Source organism: Pseudomonas cichorii, from assembly GCF_003700275.1.
GTDB lineage: Bacteria > Pseudomonadota > Gammaproteobacteria > Pseudomonadales > Pseudomonadaceae > Aquipseudomonas > Aquipseudomonas cichorii_B.
The window spans coordinates 37,832-53,826 of sequence record NZ_RBRE01000059.1 but is presented as its reverse complement, the minus strand read 5'-3'; the positions used below and the strand labels follow the sequence as shown (position 1 = coordinate 53,826).

Annotated in this window: 16 protein-coding genes; 7 read left to right on the top strand and 9 right to left on the bottom strand. The window is 59.4% G+C overall.

The window, feature by feature from the left end:
* Positions 1 to 31: 31 nt before the first annotated feature.
* The 4 genes from ALQ04_RS16150 to rlmF all read left to right on the top strand — a co-directional run bounded on the left by ALQ04_RS16150 (position 32) and on the right by rlmF (position 4,971).
* The gene (locus tag ALQ04_RS16150; RefSeq protein ID WP_122316755.1) at positions 32 to 460 is read left to right on the top strand and encodes a DNA polymerase III subunit chi; all 429 of its coding nucleotides are present in this window, start codon (positions 32 to 34) and stop codon (positions 458 to 460) included.
* Positions 461 to 467: 7 nt separating this feature from the next.
* Positions 468 to 914 carry a DNA polymerase III subunit chi gene (locus ALQ04_RS16145; protein WP_122316754.1) on the top strand — a complete coding sequence of 149 codons (447 nt, stop codon included), beginning with the start codon at positions 468 to 470 and terminating at the stop codon, positions 912 to 914.
* Positions 915 to 1,022: 108 nt separating this feature from the next.
* Positions 1,023 to 3,869, top strand: coding sequence for a valine--tRNA ligase (locus ALQ04_RS16140; protein ID WP_122316753.1), 2,847 nt, complete (start codon positions 1,023 to 1,025; stop codon positions 3,867 to 3,869).
* Between the two features lie 136 nt (positions 3,870 to 4,005).
* A complete protein-coding gene (gene rlmF / locus ALQ04_RS16135) occupies positions 4,006 to 4,971 on the top strand; it encodes a 23S rRNA (adenine(1618)-N(6))-methyltransferase RlmF (RefSeq protein WP_122316752.1) in 966 nt (321 codons plus the stop codon).
* Positions 4,972 to 5,133: 162 nt separating this feature from the next.
* Here the strand turns inward: rlmF and ALQ04_RS16130 are convergent, their stop codons facing one another.
* Positions 5,134 to 5,415 (bottom strand): HU family DNA-binding protein, encoded by a 282-nt coding sequence (locus ALQ04_RS16130; RefSeq protein WP_020304671.1) that lies wholly within the window; start codon positions 5,413 to 5,415, stop codon positions 5,134 to 5,136.
* A 391-nt stretch (positions 5,416 to 5,806) separates the two neighbouring features.
* Between ALQ04_RS16130 and yejK the strand changes: the two genes are divergently transcribed.
* Positions 5,807 to 6,808 carry a nucleoid-associated protein YejK gene (yejK, locus tag ALQ04_RS16125; protein ID WP_122316751.1) on the top strand — a complete coding sequence of 334 codons (1,002 nt, stop codon included), beginning with the start codon at positions 5,807 to 5,809 and terminating at the stop codon, positions 6,806 to 6,808.
* A gap of 5 nt (positions 6,809 to 6,813) precedes the next feature.
* The gene (locus ALQ04_RS16120; protein ID WP_122316750.1) at positions 6,814 to 7,164 is read left to right on the top strand and encodes a glutaredoxin family protein; all 351 of its coding nucleotides are present in this window, start codon (positions 6,814 to 6,816) and stop codon (positions 7,162 to 7,164) included.
* An 84-nt stretch (positions 7,165 to 7,248) separates the two neighbouring features.
* Here the strand turns inward: ALQ04_RS16120 and ALQ04_RS16115 are convergent, their stop codons facing one another.
* The 8 genes from ALQ04_RS16115 to ALQ04_RS16080 all read right to left on the bottom strand — a co-directional run bounded on the left by ALQ04_RS16115 (position 7,249) and on the right by ALQ04_RS16080 (position 14,774).
* A complete protein-coding gene (locus ALQ04_RS16115) occupies positions 7,249 to 8,187 on the bottom strand; it encodes a glutathione S-transferase family protein (protein ID WP_122316749.1) in 939 nt (312 codons plus the stop codon).
* A 66-nt stretch (positions 8,188 to 8,253) separates the two neighbouring features.
* Entirely contained in the window at positions 8,254 to 8,598 is a 345-nt protein-coding gene (locus ALQ04_RS16110) for a GIY-YIG nuclease family protein (protein WP_122316748.1), read from the bottom strand.
* Positions 8,591 to 9,064 carry a nuclear transport factor 2 family protein gene (locus ALQ04_RS16105; RefSeq protein WP_409077266.1) on the bottom strand — a complete coding sequence of 158 codons (474 nt, stop codon included), beginning with the start codon at positions 9,062 to 9,064 and terminating at the stop codon, positions 8,591 to 8,593. Before ALQ04_RS16105 ends, ALQ04_RS16110 begins: the two co-directional genes overlap by 8 nt.
* Before the next feature lie 171 nt (positions 9,065 to 9,235).
* Complete coding sequence (locus ALQ04_RS16100) at positions 9,236 to 10,462, bottom strand: CynX/NimT family MFS transporter (protein WP_122316746.1); 1,227 nt, start codon at positions 10,460 to 10,462, stop codon at positions 9,236 to 9,238.
* 148 nt (positions 10,463 to 10,610) lie between these two features.
* Positions 10,611 to 11,375, bottom strand: coding sequence for an amino acid ABC transporter ATP-binding protein (locus ALQ04_RS16095; protein ID WP_122316745.1), 765 nt, complete (start codon positions 11,373 to 11,375; stop codon positions 10,611 to 10,613).
* Positions 11,376 to 11,385: 10 nt separating this feature from the next.
* Positions 11,386 to 12,483 carry an amino acid ABC transporter permease gene (locus ALQ04_RS16090; protein ID WP_122316744.1) on the bottom strand — a complete coding sequence of 366 codons (1,098 nt, stop codon included), beginning with the start codon at positions 12,481 to 12,483 and terminating at the stop codon, positions 11,386 to 11,388.
* Between the two features lie 10 nt (positions 12,484 to 12,493).
* The gene (locus tag ALQ04_RS16085; RefSeq protein WP_122316743.1) at positions 12,494 to 13,675 is read right to left on the bottom strand and encodes an amino acid ABC transporter permease; all 1,182 of its coding nucleotides are present in this window, start codon (positions 13,673 to 13,675) and stop codon (positions 12,494 to 12,496) included.
* 70 nt (positions 13,676 to 13,745) lie between these two features.
* Positions 13,746 to 14,774, bottom strand: coding sequence for an amino acid ABC transporter substrate-binding protein (locus tag ALQ04_RS16080; RefSeq protein ID WP_122316742.1), 1,029 nt, complete (start codon positions 14,772 to 14,774; stop codon positions 13,746 to 13,748).
* A 480-nt stretch (positions 14,775 to 15,254) separates the two neighbouring features.
* Between ALQ04_RS16080 and ALQ04_RS16075 the strand changes: the two genes are divergently transcribed.
* A complete protein-coding gene (locus ALQ04_RS16075; protein ID WP_122316741.1) occupies positions 15,255 to 15,914 on the top strand; it encodes an alpha/beta hydrolase in 660 nt (219 codons plus the stop codon).
* Positions 15,915 to 15,995: the final 81 nt, after the last annotated feature.

Here is a 15,995-nt window from a genome sequence, read left to right as displayed (position 1 = left end):
CGGTCGATACGCCGCTGGTACTGGAACAGACATGACTCAAGTCGACTTTTACATTCTTCCCAGCGCCGATCCCGCGGCACGCCTGGATTTCGCCTGCAAGCTGACCGAAAAGGCCTGGCGCCTGGGCCACAAGGTCTATCTGCATTGCAGCGACGAAACCCAGCGCGCGGACCTCGACGCCCGGCTCTGGCAATTCAAGGGCGAAGTATTCCTGCCCCATGGCGAAGCCGAGAACGATCACGATGCTCCGGTAGTGCTGGGCATTGGCGACGATCCTGGCCAACACCAGGACCTGCTGGTCAATCTGGACCTGCGCATCCCGGGCTTCTTCAAGCGTTTCGCCCGCGTGGCGGAAGTGGTTGTGGAAGAACCGGCAATACGTCTGGCGGCACGAGAGAGTTTCCGCTCGTACCGCGAACAGGGTTATCCTCCGCAAGATCACCGACTACAGCGTCTTTGAGTACACAATGGATACTTCAAAAAAAGCTGAACCCGCGCATCTGCTGGACGACCTGGAGTCGATCCGCCAGTTGCTCGGCGATGACAACCTGCAGCCGCCGCTGCTGACCGACACGGTACACCGCGAAGGCCAGATCCCGCTGCTGTTCGATGTGGTCGGCAACAAGCCCGACCTGACTCTGGACACGGATTACGAAAATCCGGACATTCCTACGCTGACGCCCGACACTCCGGTGCCGGCGGCAGCAGCGCCTCAGGCGCCTGCGCAACCCGCCCCTGCTGCAAACCCCGACACCCTGCTGCATCTGGACACGGAACTGCGGGCAGCGGCGCAACTGATCATGCAGGACGTGATCGACGACTTCGCACCGCACATCGAGACCGAGATCAAACGGCGGCTCGAAGCGAGGATGGAGCGCCTGCTGGCAGGCGCAGCCCCAAGCGGCAAGCTTTAAGTGGCAAGTAGAAGCAGCGCTTGAAGCTTGCCGCTTCTAGCTTGCAGCTACACCCCCGGTCTATACTTGTCGGCTTTTACGAATTAATGCCACAGGGTCCCGCCGCGCATGGACAAGACTTACCAGCCGCACGCCATCGAAACTTCCTGGTACCAGACCTGGGAGTCCGAAAACTATTTCGCTCCGCAGGGCGCGGGTGACTCCTACACCATCATGATTCCGCCGCCGAACGTGACCGGCAGCCTGCACATGGGTCATGGCTTCAACAACGCGATCATGGACGCCCTGATCCGTTTCCGTCGCATGCAGGGTCGCAATACCCTGTGGCAGCCGGGCACCGACCATGCGGGTATCGCCACGCAGATGCTGGTGGAACGCAAGATCGAAGCCCAGGGCCTGAACCGTCACGAGCTGGGCCGCGACAAGTTCCTGGAGAAAATCTGGGAATGGAAAGCCGAGTCCGGCGGCAACATCAGCCGTCAGATCCGCCGCCTGGGTTCGTCCGTCGATTGGAGCCGCGAGCGCTTCACCATGGACGACGGCCTGTCGGATGCGGTCAAGGAAGCCTTCGTACGTCTGCACGAAGATGGCCTGATCTACCGTGGCAAGCGTCTGGTCAACTGGGACACCAAGCTGCACACCGCGATCTCCGACCTCGAAGTGGAAAACCACGACGAGAAAGGCCATCTGTGGAATCTGCGCTACCCGCTGGCCGACGGTGCGAAAACCGCTGAAGGCCTGGATTACCTGATCGTTGCCACCACTCGCCCGGAAACCATGCTCGGTGATGCTGCCGTTGCGGTTAACCCGGAAGACGAGCGTTACAAGGCGCTGATCGGCAAGTTCGTCGAGCTGCCACTGGTCGGCCGTCGCATCCCGATCATCGCCGACGATTACTGCGATCCCGAATTCGGCACCGGTTGCGTGAAGATCACCCCGGCCCACGATTTCAACGACTATGAAGTCGGCAAGCGTCACAACCTGCCGCTGCTGAACATCTTCGACAAGAACGCTTCGGTTCTGCCCGCCGCTCAGGTGTTCAACCTCGACGGCACGCTCAACGAATCCATCGACGGCAGCCTGCCGGCAGAATACGCCGGCCTGGACCGCTTCGAGGCGCGCAAGCAGATCGTCGCCGCCTTCGAGGCCGCCGGCCTGCTGGTCAGCGTCGATGATCATGCCCTGAAAGTCCCGAAAGGCGACCGTTCCGGCACCATCATCGAACCGTGGCTGACCGACCAGTGGTACGTTTCCACCAAGCCACTGGCCGAACCGGCCATCGCTGCCGTGGAAGATGGCCGCATCGCCTTCGTGCCCAAGCAGTACGAGAACATGTACTTCTCGTGGATGCGCGACATCCAGGACTGGTGCATCAGCCGTCAGCTGTGGTGGGGCCACCGTATTCCGGCCTGGTACGACGAGTCCGGCAAGGTTTACGTCGGTCGCGACGAAGCCGAAGTCCGCGCCAGGCACAATCTGGGGCCGGACGTTGCACTGCAACAGGACAACGACGTACTCGACACCTGGTTCAGTTCGGGCCTGTGGACGTTCTCCACTCTCGGCTGGCCGGAAAAGACCAAGGCGCTGGAAACCTTCCACTCCACCGACGTACTGGTCACCGGTTTCGACATCATTTTCTTCTGGGTCGCCCGGATGATCATGCTCACCATGCACCTGGTGAAGAACGAGGACGGCACGCCGCAAGTCCCGTTCAAGACCGTCTACGTGCATGGCCTGGTCCGCGATGGCCAGGGCCAGAAGATGTCCAAGTCCAAGGGCAACGTCCTTGACCCGCTGGATATCGTCGACGGTATCGACCTGGAAACCCTGGTACAGAAACGCACCAGCGGGCTGATGCAGCCTCAACTGGCCAAGAAGATCGAGAAGCAGACCCGTCAGGAATTCGCCGACGGCATTGCCAGCTACGGCACCGACGCCCTGCGCTTCACCTTCTGCTCGCTGGCTTCCACCGGTCGCGACATCAAGTTCGACATGGGCCGCGTCGAAGGCTATCGCAACTTCTGCAACAAGATCTGGAACGCAGCGCGCTACGTGCTGGACAAGGGCGAAGACTGCGGCCAGAACGGCGAAGCGGTGGAACTGTCGCTGGCTGATCGCTGGATCATCTCGCAACTGCAACGCACTGAAGCCGAAGTCACCCGCCAACTGGAACAGTTCCGCTTCGACCTCGCGGCCCAGGCCTTGTACGAGTTCATCTGGAACCAGTATTGCGACTGGTATCTGGAGCTGTCCAAGCCGGTTCTGTGGGACGAAAACGCACCGATCGAACGCCAGCGTGGCACCCGTCGCACGCTGGTTCGCGTGCTGGAAGTCGCGTTGCGTCTGGCGCATCCGTTCATGCCGTTCATCACCGAAGAAATCTGGCAGCGCCTGGCACCACTGGCCGGCATCAACGGCAAGACCATCATGCTGCAGGAATGGCCGGTGGCCAATGAAACGCGCATCGACGCAGCGGCCGAAGACGATATCGAATGGCTCAAGGGCCTGATGCTGGCGGTACGCAACATCCGTGGCGAAATGAACATCGGCCCGGGCAAACCGCTGCAACTGTTCCTCAAGAACGTTACTGCCGAAGACCAGCGTCGCCTGAGCGAAAACGATTACCTGCTCAAGAAACTGGCCAAGCTCGAATCCATCACCGTACTGGCCGAGGGCGCCGAAGCACCGCTGTCCGCGACTGCACTGGTCGGCGAGATGGAAGTCCTGGTGCCGATGGCCGGGCTGATCGACAAGGGTGCCGAACTGGCGCGTCTGGACAAGGAAATCCAGCGTCTGCAAGGCGAAGTCCAGCGCGTGGGCGGCAAGCTGTCCAACGCGGCATTCGTCGACAAGGCTCCGCCGGAAGTCATCGCCAAGGAGCGCGCCAAACTGACCGAAGCCGAACAGGCTCTGGGCAAGCTGGCCGAGCAACACGCACGTATCGCCAGTTTGTAGCCCTGTGTACTGGTAGGAGCGGATTTATCCGCGAGAGGTGATCTGAAGGCGATACATGCTCTTCGGGTGAACAGGCCTCTCGCGAATGAATTCGCTCCTGCGGGTTGCAGCATTCGCATCTTCAGAACAACTCCCCATGACTACGTCACACAAGCCCCCACGCAAGAAACCCCAGCGTCCGGCCCGGCCCGCAGAGCCTCGCGAAAAAGCCACGCTGCACCCGCGCAACCGCCATCAGGGCCGCTACGACTTTCCCAGGCTGATCAAAAGCAGCCCGGAACTGGCCGAGTTCGTGATTCTTAACCCTTACGGCAAGGAAAGCATCGACTTCGCCAACCCGCTGGCCGTGCGCGTGTTCAATCGCGCACTGCTCAAGTCGCTGTATGGCATCGCCCATTGGGATATCCCGGCCGATTACCTGTGCCCGCCGATTCCGGGGCGTGCAGACTATCTGCACTTCCTCGCCGACCTGTTGGCCAGCGAGAATGGCGGCGTCATCCCGCGCGGAGCCTCGATCAAGGCGCTGGACATCGGCACCGGTGCCAACTGCATCTATCCGTTGCTGGGTCACAGCGACTATGGCTGGCACTTCGTGGGTTCGGATATCGACAGCACCGCGCTTGCCGCCGCCGGTACCATCATCAAGGCCAATGGCCTGGGCAAGGCGATCAGCGTGCGCCAGCAAGCCAATCGCAAGCACATCCTGCTGGGCCTGCTCGACAGCAGCGAACGCTTCGAGGTGAGCCTGTGCAACCCGCCCTTCCATGCCTCGCTGGAAGAAGCGCAGCGCGGCAGTCAGCGCAAATGGCGCGCACTGGGCAAGGCTGACCCCAAGCGCAAGCTGCCGGTACTCAATTTCGGTGGGCAATCACAGGAGTTGTGGTGCACAGGTGGGGAAATCGGTTTCGTGACCCAGTTGATTCACGAAAGCGCCCAGATACCGCAACAGGTGCGCTGGTTCAGCACACTGGTTTCCAAGGCCTCGAACCTGCCCGCCATCCAGGCCGCCCTGCAAAGAGCGGGAGCCGTCGAAAGCAGGGTCGTGGAGATGGGCCAGGGACAGAAACAGAGCCGCTTCGTGGCCTGGACCTTTAACCCGTAGGAGCGAATCGGGCGGCGTTCCGCTCATCCGCGAAAAGGCCGGTGCATCCGAAACAAATGTATCGCCGCTGAAGCCGCCTTCGCGGATAAATCCGCTCCCACACAGGCAATAAAAAAGCCGTGCCCGGTTATCCATGGCACGGCTTTTACAGCAAGCGTGAGCTTACTTGTTGATCGAGTCGTTCAGCACTTTGGCCGGTACGAACTTGATAACTTTCTTGGCAGCGATTTCGATGGCAGCGCCAGTCGAAGGGTTGCGGCCGGTGCGAGCTGGACGCTCAGCAACTTTCAGCTTGCCGATGCCTGGCAGAGTGATTTCAACGCCGTTTTCCAATTGGTCGGCAACAATTTGGCCCAATTGCTCAAGAGCATTACGCGCGGTGGTTTTTGGCGCGTCGATAGCTTCTGCGATATCGGCGATCAATTGGTCTTTAGTCAGAGCCATGGTGGTGTTCCTTCCCTATCAAATTCATTTGGATTGCAGAACGCAACGTCGGCCAGAGGCCAGGCAATGAACCTGGCTCCTGCTGGCAGCCACGATTAATCGCGAAATGTAGATACTGAAACCGGATTTTGGTTCGGCCTTTATCCACACAATCTGCATGCTTGGCGCGCTAGAGTGCGCAAGACCGCGCAAAACTAGCACAGAGCCGGGCAAATATCCGCCCTTACCTATCCTTTTGGTCAGCTTTAAACACTAATAGTGCAAAAATTGATCACAAAACACTCTATCGAGTGGAAAACAGGGGCCTGCAAGCCATTTATAGCAGGCGTGCGTTACACTGACCGCCTTGCAACGAGCTGTCTGCTCTTCATCACCATCAGCCGAGATATCCATGCCGATCCGTCATTGCATCGTCCACCTGATCGACAAGAAACCCGACGGTACGCCCGCTGTGCTCCATGCTCGCGACTCCGAACTCGCCGAGTCCCAGGCCATCGAGAACATGCTGGCGGACCTCAACGAGAGCTATAACGCCAAACAGGGCAAGGCCTGGGGTCTGTTCCATGCCGAATCCGGTGCGCACCCTTTCAGCGGCTGGCTGAAAGAGTATCTGGACGGCGGCAACGATTTCACGGCGTTCTCCCGGATCGCGGTCGAGCACCTGCAGAAGCTGATGGAAGAGTCCAACCTGTCGGTGGGCGGCCATGTGCTGTTCGCGCACTACCAGCAAGGCATGACCGACTACCTGGCCATTGCCCTGCTGCACCACAGCGAAGGCGTGGCAGTGAATGACGAACTGGACGTGACGCCTTCACGCCACCTGGATCTGGGCCAGTTGCATCTGGCAGCGCGGATCAACATCTCGGAATGGCAGAACAACAAGCAGTCCAAGCAGTACATTTCCTTCATCAAGGGCAAGAACGGCAAGAAAGTCTCGGAATACTTCCGCGACTTCATCGGCTGTCAGGAAGGCGTCGACGGCCCTGGCGAAACCCGCACCCTGCTCAAGGCCTTCAGCGACTTCGTGGAGAGTGAAGACCTGCCGGAAGAGTCGGCCCGGGAAAAGACCAAGACCCTGGTGGATTACGCCAGCAGCCAGACCAAGCTGGGCGAACCCATGGGCCTGGAAGAACTGTCCGAGCTGATCGACGAAGACCGTCCACGAGCGTTCTACGATCACATCCGCAACAAGGATTACGGCCTGTCGCCGGAGATCCCGGCAGACAAGCGCACCCTGAACCAGTTCCGCCGCTTCACGGGCCGCGCTGAAGGCCTGTCGATCAGCTTCGAGGCGCACCTGCTGGGCGACAAGATCGAGTACGACGAACAAGCGGGCACCCTGATCATCAAGGGCCTGCCGACCCAGCTCACCGATCAGTTGAAACGGCGGTAAGCACAATGCTGCTGCGCACCCTGAAGAAGTTCGCGCTGATCATGCTGGTGGTCGTGGTCTATCAGAACTGGGGCAAGATCGAGAACCTGTTCAACCCGCCTGCGGCGAGCGTTGCGCAGAGCTATAGCCAGGCGAAGGTGGTGATGTACGCCACCGAGTGGTGCGGCTACTGCAAACAGACGCGGCGCTTTCTCGACAGCAAGGGCATAGCGTTCCAGGAATTCGACATCGAGAAGTCGGTGGAAGGCCGCAAGGCATACGAAGCCCTCGGCGGACGCGGCATCCCGTTGCTGGACGTCAACGGGACACTGATTCGCGGCTTCTCGCCGGATGAGATTCTGGCGGCCTTGAAGTAGGAGCGGATTTATCCGCGAAGACGGTACATTCAACAAAAATGTATCTGCCTTGTTCGCGAATGAATTCGCTCCTGCGACGGTGGCTCAGGACGGGATCGATGAGATCCGGAATCCGAGCCGCGGAAAGTGCACATGCACCACGCCGGCACGTTCGTCCTCGCGGCGCAGGATCAGTTCTTCACGACCATTGAACACCAGTTCGCCCACTACAGCTTCCACGCCGTAGTCATGGGCCGAGATCGACACCTGATCGCCGGCCTTGAAGCCATTGGGATCAACGAACACCTCATCCGGCAAGGCCGCCGGTGTCGCTGCGGCGGCGATTTGTATCGCTTCGCCAGCCGTCAGCTCGTTATGCGCGCCATGGCCAAAGCCCAGGACCCGTGCCAGCCAGGCAGCGACTGCCGGGTAATCATCCACCAGCGGTGCGGTTACCGGGGTCTGCTTGATGAACCACAGCGTGTGCGCCACAGAGAAATCGGCAATCGACGGTTCGCCAAACAGGAAGTCGCCATTGCGCTCCAATTGCAGCTCAAGGCGCGACATCAGGGTGGGCCATTGATGCTTCGCCTGCTCCAGCGGCAAGCGCGAAGCACTGCCACCGTCGAACAAGGTCGCCCGGTCCGCAACGAACGCCTTGACCACTTCCGGCGGCACCTTGGCGAAGCGCACAGCCAGCGAGGCCGGCTGGAACACCAGGCTGACCGCATGCATGAACAACACTGAGTCGCCCCAGGCAGCAAGGCCGGCAACCGTGAACTCATGGCCTTCGGGGTAAAAGGTCGGGGAAGTCTTTTCCTGCTCCAGACGCCGGGCGATCAATGCGGTGTCGCAATAGATATCCGCGCCGACCTGCAACACTGGCGTCTTGCGGTAACCACCCGTGAGTGCCGTCAGATCAGGCTTGGGCATGATCGGCGGGACGATGACCGAACGCCAGGACAAGCCCTTGAAACCGAGCATCAGACGGGCTTTTTCGGCGAACAGCGATGCAGGGTAGTGATGAAGGATCAGCTCTGACATGCTTTGGCCTCTTCGGCACAGGGAAAGCCGACAGCTTAACTCCCTCTGAGCGAGCGGCCTACAGAGTCAAGCCGATGCTGCCACATCACGGATATTGATGGGCGTGCCCGCATAGCTTGCTGCCAAGCGCTCCTTGGCACTCTTGCGCAGCTTCTTGATCAGGCGCTCCTGACGCAGCGCCTCGCCCTTGCTGCACCACTCTTCCACGTAGACCAGCGCCAGCGCCGGGCTGGAATGAAAGAAGCGCGCGCCCTTGCCACTCTGATGAGCGGCAAAGCGCCGCTGCGGATCGTCACTGATGCCGCAATACAGAGAACCGTTGGCCGCACGCACCAGATAGACAAACCAGGGTTTGTCGGCAGGTGCTGCGGCAGGCTCTGTATCGATGACGATGTTCACGGCTTCAGGCATGGCGTTTTTCTGTAAACGCCTTGAGGCCTTTCTGCGCCTGGGCGCGAATCGCGTTCTGCACCAGCGGCGTCCAGCCCAGCAGCAGGCCTTTGGTACCCAGGGCCTGACGCGACCAGCGCCACAGGTCGAAGTGGTCATGGTGCTCGCAGATCTTGCCGTCGCGGAAGACGAAGCGGGCCTGGATATTATTGACCACGGTACGACCGGTCTGACTGAACAGGTAAGTGGCGACCCAATGCGCGCCACCACTGCGCTCATCGGCGCGGACATTATCGAAGACCACCGAGAAATCCTGGGCCCGCGAGGTCAGCATGCGCCACATGTCGCCAGCCTGCTGGCCACGCAGTTCACCGAACACCGGGTCGCTGAAAAGCACGTCATCGCTGTAGCAGGCCGCCATGCCTTCGGCATCCAGGCGGGCAAAGGCCTCGTAGAAGCGGATAATCAATGCGTTATTGATTTGCATTTTTTGTTCGTTGCTCATGCATTCAGGTCCCTTGGGAGCAAAAGATGATGAACGATAAGCGGCAAATCGACACTTTGCCATCATCATTTGCAGGATAAATAGTGCGTTTCACAACCCGAGGGAGCGGATTCATCCGCGAAGCTGCCTTCGCGAGTACATTGGCTCCTGCTCTCAAATCTTTTCGCTCGAAACCTGCACATACAAGGTACGGCCCGCGCCGATCCCGGCGATGGTCGCGCCCAGGCCCAGCGCAGCGAAAATCCAGCCGATCGAATCCCAGTTGCCGGTCACATCATGGACCACGCCGACTGCCAGCGGACCAATCGAGGCAATGGTATAACCAATGCCCTGGGCCATGCCGGACAGATTGGAAGCCACATGGGCGTCACGCGAGCGCAGCACGATCAACGCCAGCGCCAGGCTGAACGCACCGCCCTGCCCCAGTCCCAGCACAATCGCCCAGCCCCACAGCCCTTCCAGCGGTGCATACAGGCAGCCGAACAGTCCGCCCAGGGTCAGCAGCATGACCAGCACAATCGCCAGCCGCTGATCCTTGCAGCGGGTTGCCAGCCATGGCGCGCTCAGGGCGCTGACCAGTTGCACGATAATCGAGCCGGACAACAGCAGGCCGGCCTGGGTCGGTGTCAGGCCACGGCCGATCAACACCGATGGCAACCAGCCAAAGACGATATACGCCAGCGATGATTGCAGGCCCATGTACAGCGTGACCTGCCAGGCCAGCGGGTCGCGCAAAAGGCCACGAACCCGGTAGGCAACCTGATGCGTGGCATGCAGTTCACGCGCCTGCGGAAACCAGAACAGCGCGGCCAGCACTGCCGGAATCATCCAGAACCCCAGGCCAATCGCCCAACTGTCGTCAAAGTAGTGCGTCAGAGGCACCGTCGAGCCTGCGGCAATCGCCGCTCCCAGGCACAGCGCCATGGTATACACACCGGTCATGGCACCGGCCTGCCGGGGAAAGTCGCGTTTGACGATACCCGGTAACAGCACACCAATGATGCCGATGCTCGCCCCGGCCAGCAGGCTGCCAGCAAACAGCCCGACTTCACCGAACGAACTGCGCAACAGAATGCCTGCAGCCAGCACCAGCAGAATGCCCAGCACCACTCGCTCGCTGCCGAAACGTCTGGCAAGTCGCGGCGCCAATGGCGCGAACAACCCCAGGCACAACACCGGCAAGGTCGTCAAAAGTCCGGCCCTGGCCGCTGACAACCCAAGGCTCTGGGAAACGTCATTCAGCAAGGGCGCAACACTGGACAACGCGGGCCGCAGGTTCAGGGCCACCAGTACCAGGCCCAGCAGTAACAGCCAGGAGCGTTTGAGAAAGGAAGGGTCTTGGGTCGGGGTCGTGCTCGCCTGAGGCGCCTTGGTCGTCATGAGTCTCTCGTAGGGGCAGGATGTGTAACAGCGCATTGCGCAAAGGGTGTGCATCCTGTTGGAGAACCCTGCCGAATACAAGTTCGCCGCGTGTTATCCATAAAAAACCCGGACACAAGGTCCGGGTTCTTCATGCAGCGTCTGTAACTCAGTGAATGATCTGGCTGAGGAACAGTTTGGTACGGTCGCTTTGCGGATTGTCGAAGAAGTCGTTCGGCGAGGCCTGCTCGACGATCTCACCCTTGTCCATGAAGATCACGCGGTTGGCCACGGTGCGGGCAAAGCCCATTTCGTGGGTTACGCAGAGCATGGTCATGCCTTCTTCGGCCAGACCCACCATGGTGTCGAGTACTTCCTTGACCATTTCCGGGTCGAGTGCCGAGGTCGGCTCGTCGAACAGCATGATTTTCGGCTTCATGCACAGCGCACGGGCAATCGCCACACGCTGTTGCTGACCACCGGAAAGCTGCCCCGGATATTTGTTGGCCTGCTCTGGAATGCGTACGCGCTCCAGGTAGTGCATGGCGATTTCTTCAGCCTTTTTCTTCGGCATGTTGCGTACCCACATCGGCGCCAGCGTGCAGTTCTGCAGGATGGTCAGGTGCGGGAACAGGTTGAAGTGCTGGAACACCATGCCGACTTCGCGGCGAATGGTTTCGATCTGCTTCAGGTCGGAAGTCAGTTCGGTGCCATCAACGATGATCCGGCCTTGCTGGTGTTCTTCCAGACGGTTCAGGCAACGGATAGTCGTGGACTTGCCCGAGCCCGACGGGCCGCACAGTACGATACGCTCGCCCTGACGCACGTTCAGGTTGATGTCCTTGAGCACATGGAACTGGCCGTACCACTTGTGTACGCCTTCCATCCGGATCATGCCTTCAGCGCCCAGAGGCTTACTGATAACTTCACTCATCACAAAACTCCTAACGCTTGTGGCCTGTGTCCAGCTTGTGTTCCAAATGCATGGAATAGCGGGACATACCGAAACAGAAGATCCAGAACACCAGGGCCGCGAAGACATAGCCTTCAGTGGCCATACCCAGCCATGCCGGGTCGGCGGTGGCTTGCTTGACGCTGTTGAGCAGGTCAAACAGACCGATGATGATCACCAGGCTTGTATCCTTGAACAGGGCAATGAAGGTGTTGACGATGCCGGGAATGACCATCTTCAACGCCTGCGGCAGGATCACCAGCCCCATTGCACGCCAGTAACCCAGGCCCATCGCCGAAGCGGCCTCGTACTGACCCTTGGGGATTGCCTGCATGCCACCGCGCACCACTTCGGCGATGTACGCCGACTGGAACAGGATGACGCCGATCAACGCCCGCAGCAGCTTGTCGAAGTTCATCCCTTCGGGCATGAACAGCGGCAGCATGACCGAAGACATGAACAGTACCGTGATCAACGGCACGCCGCGCCAGAACTCGATGAAGGTCACGCACACCACGCGCACTGCCGGCATGTTGGAGCGACGCCCCAGTGCCAGCAGGATACCCAACGGCAACGCACCGGCGATACCGACGGTCGCGATCACCAGGGTCAGCATCAGGCCGCCCCACTGGCTGGTTGCCACGGTGCTCAGACCGAACGCGCCGCCGTGCAGCAGGTAGAACGCGATGACCGGGTACAGCACCAGGAAGCCAATGGCGTAGAAGGCCTTGCGCGGAAACTTCGAGATGAAGAGTGGCGCAGCGCCGACAATCGCCAGAATCGCCGTCAGATCGACCCTCCAGCGCAGCTCGGTAGGGAAGTAGCCATACATGAACTGGCCAAAACGCTGCTGGACGAATACCCAGCATGCACCTGCCTTGGTGCAGTCTTCCTTGGTGGTGCCGAACCAGTTGGCGTCCAGCAGCGACCAGCTGAGCATCGGCGGGACGATCAGGTAGATCAGGTAGAACGAGAGCAGGGTCAGCAGCGTGTTGATCCAGCTGGAGAACAGGTTCTGCCGCATCCACGCCACCGGACCGAACACTTTGCCCGGTGGTGGCATATCAGGTTTGAAAATATGAGTAGTCATGCGCGTTTCCTCACCGCTCGATCAGCGCAATGCGCTTGTTGTACCAGTTCATCAGCATGGAAATGCTGATACTGATCGCCAGGTACACGCTCATGGTGATGGCAATGACTTCAATCGCCTGTCCGGTCTGGTTGAGTACCGTACCCGCGAACAGGGAAACCATTTCCGGATAACCGATGGCAGCTGCCAGCGACGAGTTTTTCGCCAGGTTCAGGAACTGGCTGGTCAACGGCGGGATGATCACTCGCAGGGCTTGCGGAATGATGACCTTGCGCAACGTCGGGCCAGGGCGCAGGCCCAGGGAACGGGCAGCTTCGGTCTGGCCATGGCTGACCGACTTGATGCCCGAACGCACGATTTCGGCGATGAACGCCGCGGTGTAGATCGTCAACGCCAGGGTCAGGGAGATCAGTTCAGGGATCAGTACCCAGCCACCGGTGAAGTTGAAGCCCTTGAGCTGAGGCAGTTCCCAGTGTACCGGGCTACCGAAGACCAGCATGCTCAGGCCGGGAATGACCAGCAGCAGTGCCAGAGCGACCCAGAACTTGTGGAACGGCTCGCCGGTAGCCTCGAAACGCTTGTTGGCCCAGCGCACCATTGCGACCACTGCCAGGATGGCAATGACAATGCTGATCAGGAACGGCCAGGCGCCTTCGGAAGGCAGTGCCTTGGGCATGTTCAACCCGCGGCTGCTGACATAGAACATGTCCAGGTAGCCATGTGCCTGACGTGGTCCGGGCAGGGTCAGGAAGACGGCGGTGTACCAGAACAGGATCTGCAGCAAAGGCGGAATGTTACGAAAGACTTCGACATACACGGTCGCCAGCTTGTTGATCATCCAGTTCTGCGACAGGCGAGCGACACCGATGATGAAGCCCAGTATGGTCGCCAGGACGATACCGATGACCGACACCAGCAAGGTGTTGAGCAGGCCGACGACAAATACGCGGGCATAGCTGTCCGATTCGGTGTAGTCGATCAGATGTTGAGCAATACCGAAACCGGCACTACGCTCAAGAAACCCGAAACCCGATGTAATACCACGATGCTGCAGGTTGGTCTGGGTGTTGTCGAACATGAACCAGCCCAACGAAACCACCACCACGACGGTGATGATCTGAAACAACCACGCGCGCACTTTTGGATCGCTCAAAGAGAGCTTTTGCTTGGGTGCGACGATTTGCTTTTCCATGAAATGCCCCAGGAAAAATGGAACAGAACAACGCCCGACAGGCTTGAAAGCCTGTCGGGCGCCGGGTCAATCAGCGAATTGGTGGAGCGTACTGAATGCCACCTTTGTTCCACAGAGCGTTCTGGCCGCGCTTGATTTTCAGCGGGGTCGATTCGCCCAGGTTACGTTCGAACATTTCACCGTAGTTACCCACTTGCTTGACGATCTGGACAACCCAGTCCTTCGGCAGCTTCAGGTCTTTGCCGTACTCGCCGTCAGCACCGAGCATACGGCCAACGTCCGGGTTCTTGGTCGACTTGGCTTCTGCTTCGACGTTCTTGGAAGTGATGCCGGCTTCTTCCGCGTTCAGCATGGCGAACAGGGTCCAGCGAACGATCGAGAACCACTCTTCGTCGCCTTTACGTACGACCGGGCCCAGCGGCTCCTTGGAGATCACTTCAGGCAGAACGATGTAGTCGTCAGGCTTGGCCAGCTTGCTGCGCTGTGCGTAGAGTTGCGACTGGTCGGAGGTCAGTACGTCGCAACGGCCGCCTTCCAGCGACTTGGCGCTTTCGTCGGAGGTGTCGAAAGTGATCGGGGTGTATTTCAGGCCGTTCGAGCGGAAGTAATCGGAGACGTTCAGCTCGGTGGTGGTACCAGCCTGGATACAGACGGTTGCACCGTCCAGTTCCTTGGCGCTCTTGACGCCCAGCTTGTTGTTTACCAGGAAGCCGATACCGTCGTAGTAAGTCACGCCGGTGAATACCAGGCCCATGCCGGAGTCACGCGAGCTGGTCCAGGTGGTGTTACGCGACAGGATGTCGATCTCGCCCGATTGCAGTGCAGTGAAACGCTCCTTGGCGTTCAACTGGCTGAACTTGACCTTGGTTGCGTCACCGAAAACGGCAGCCGCTACAGCACGGCACATGTCAGCGTCGATACCGGTGATCTTGCCGGTAGCATCTGGAACGGAGAACCCTGGCAGGCCATCGCTGACACCGCACTGAACAAAACCTTTCTTCTGGATAGCGTCAAGTGTGGCACCGGCGTTAGCTGCACCGGCCATGCCGAGTGCTGCTACAGCTGTCACGACCGCCAGTGTGGATTTCAACATCTTCATTCAAACCTCCAGTGTGCTCTTTATTGTGTGGAACTTCAGTCACGCCGCACCCTTGTGAGGCATTAATGACCCGTGCTGGCTTTTTTTTGGGTCATGCGGCGCCGGACCTGGATCATGAGTCGGGTGGAGGATCGCCTGCTCACCCACACTCATCATTCATTTATAGCCCCTGAACCAAAGCTCCGTGCTTTCCCCGGACCAGAGCGGTACAGGGTCAATCATGCCAAGAGTCCTGACGCATCGACTCCGGTGCTGCCTTCGATCGCTACAAGTAGTAGCCTAATAGTGTTACCGATCGAGGTGAGCGCTTTGACTCCACACGTTTCATAGCAAAGCCCGTACCAGCATGGTGGCGATGTCGAATTAGCGACAGGTCAAGTCGAATACTTGTAACCTTGCGACATCTTCTTTCACTTTTAAACTGAGCGCGCACCTATTTAATGCGCCAAAAAAATCACAACGCACAGTATTGGAGCATTCATGAGCGAGCCCCTGATCCTTCAACCCACCGCCGAAGCCGATGCCTGCATCATCTGGCTGCACGGCCTGGGAGCCGACCGCTATGATTTCCTGCCCGTCGCCGAAGCCCTGCAGGAGTCGCTGCCGACCGCTCGTTTCATCCTGCCTCAGGCACCGACCCGCGCCGTTACCGTCAATGGCGGCTATGAAATGCCGAGCTGGTACGACATCAAAAGCATGACTTCCGAAGCCCGCGCCATCGATCACGATCAGATGGAGGCCTCGGCCCAGCAGGTTCTTGGCCTGATCGAGCAGCAACGCGACAGCGGCATCGATCCGGCAAGAATCTTTCTGGCCGGCTTTTCCCAGGGTGGCGCAGTGATTCTGCACACCGCCTACAAGCGCTGGCAGGGTCCGCTGGGTGGCGTGCTGGCACTCTCCACTTACGCCCCAACCTTCAATGACCAGATGACGCTGTCGGCCAGCCAGCAGCGTATCCCGGCGCTGTGCCTGCATGGCTTTCACGACGAAGTGGTCCACAATGCCATGGGCCGTAGCGCTTATGAGTACCTCAAGAGCCTGGGTGTAACCGCACAATGGCAAGAGTACCCAATGGGCCATCAAGTGTTACCCCAGGAAATTTCCGACATCCAGAACTGGCTTGCCGAGAAGCTTCGGTAACGTCTTTCCCGGTCAGCCTCTGGAAGGCTGACCGCTGCTGTTTGTAGCGAACCACGGATGACACTACGCCGCGCCCGATTC

Bases quoted from the DNA above. Each gene is read 5' to 3' on its own strand.
- ALQ04_RS16150 (WP_122316755.1), top strand. From the start codon at position 32: ATGACTCAAGTCGACTTTTACATTCTTCCCAGCGCCGATCCCGCGGCA.
- ALQ04_RS16145 (WP_122316754.1), top strand. From the start codon at position 468: ATGGATACTTCAAAAAAAGCTGAACCCGCGCATCTGCTGGACGACCTG.
- ALQ04_RS16140 (WP_122316753.1), top strand. From the start codon at position 1,023: ATGGACAAGACTTACCAGCCGCACGCCATCGAAACTTCCTGGTACCAG.
- rlmF (WP_122316752.1), top strand. From the start codon at position 4,006: ATGACTACGTCACACAAGCCCCCACGCAAGAAACCCCAGCGTCCGGCC.
- ALQ04_RS16130 (WP_020304671.1), bottom strand. From the start codon at position 5,415: ATGGCTCTGACTAAAGACCAATTGATCGCCGATATCGCAGAAGCTATC.
- yejK (WP_122316751.1), top strand. From the start codon at position 5,807: ATGCCGATCCGTCATTGCATCGTCCACCTGATCGACAAGAAACCCGAC.
- ALQ04_RS16120 (WP_122316750.1), top strand. From the start codon at position 6,814: ATGCTGCTGCGCACCCTGAAGAAGTTCGCGCTGATCATGCTGGTGGTC.
- ALQ04_RS16115 (WP_122316749.1), bottom strand. From the start codon at position 8,187: ATGTCAGAGCTGATCCTTCATCACTACCCTGCATCGCTGTTCGCCGAA.
- ALQ04_RS16110 (WP_122316748.1), bottom strand. From the start codon at position 8,598: ATGCCTGAAGCCGTGAACATCGTCATCGATACAGAGCCTGCCGCAGCA.
- ALQ04_RS16105 (WP_409077266.1), bottom strand. From the start codon at position 9,064: ATGCAAATCAATAACGCATTGATTATCCGCTTCTACGAGGCCTTTGCC.
- ALQ04_RS16100 (WP_122316746.1), bottom strand. From the start codon at position 10,462: ATGACGACCAAGGCGCCTCAGGCGAGCACGACCCCGACCCAAGACCCT.
- ALQ04_RS16095 (WP_122316745.1), bottom strand. From the start codon at position 11,375: ATGAGTGAAGTTATCAGTAAGCCTCTGGGCGCTGAAGGCATGATCCGG.
- ALQ04_RS16090 (WP_122316744.1), bottom strand. From the start codon at position 12,483: ATGACTACTCATATTTTCAAACCTGATATGCCACCACCGGGCAAAGTG.
- ALQ04_RS16085 (WP_122316743.1), bottom strand. From the start codon at position 13,675: ATGGAAAAGCAAATCGTCGCACCCAAGCAAAAGCTCTCTTTGAGCGAT.
- ALQ04_RS16080 (WP_122316742.1), bottom strand. From the start codon at position 14,774: ATGAAGATGTTGAAATCCACACTGGCGGTCGTGACAGCTGTAGCAGCA.
- ALQ04_RS16075 (WP_122316741.1), top strand. From the start codon at position 15,255: ATGAGCGAGCCCCTGATCCTTCAACCCACCGCCGAAGCCGATGCCTGC.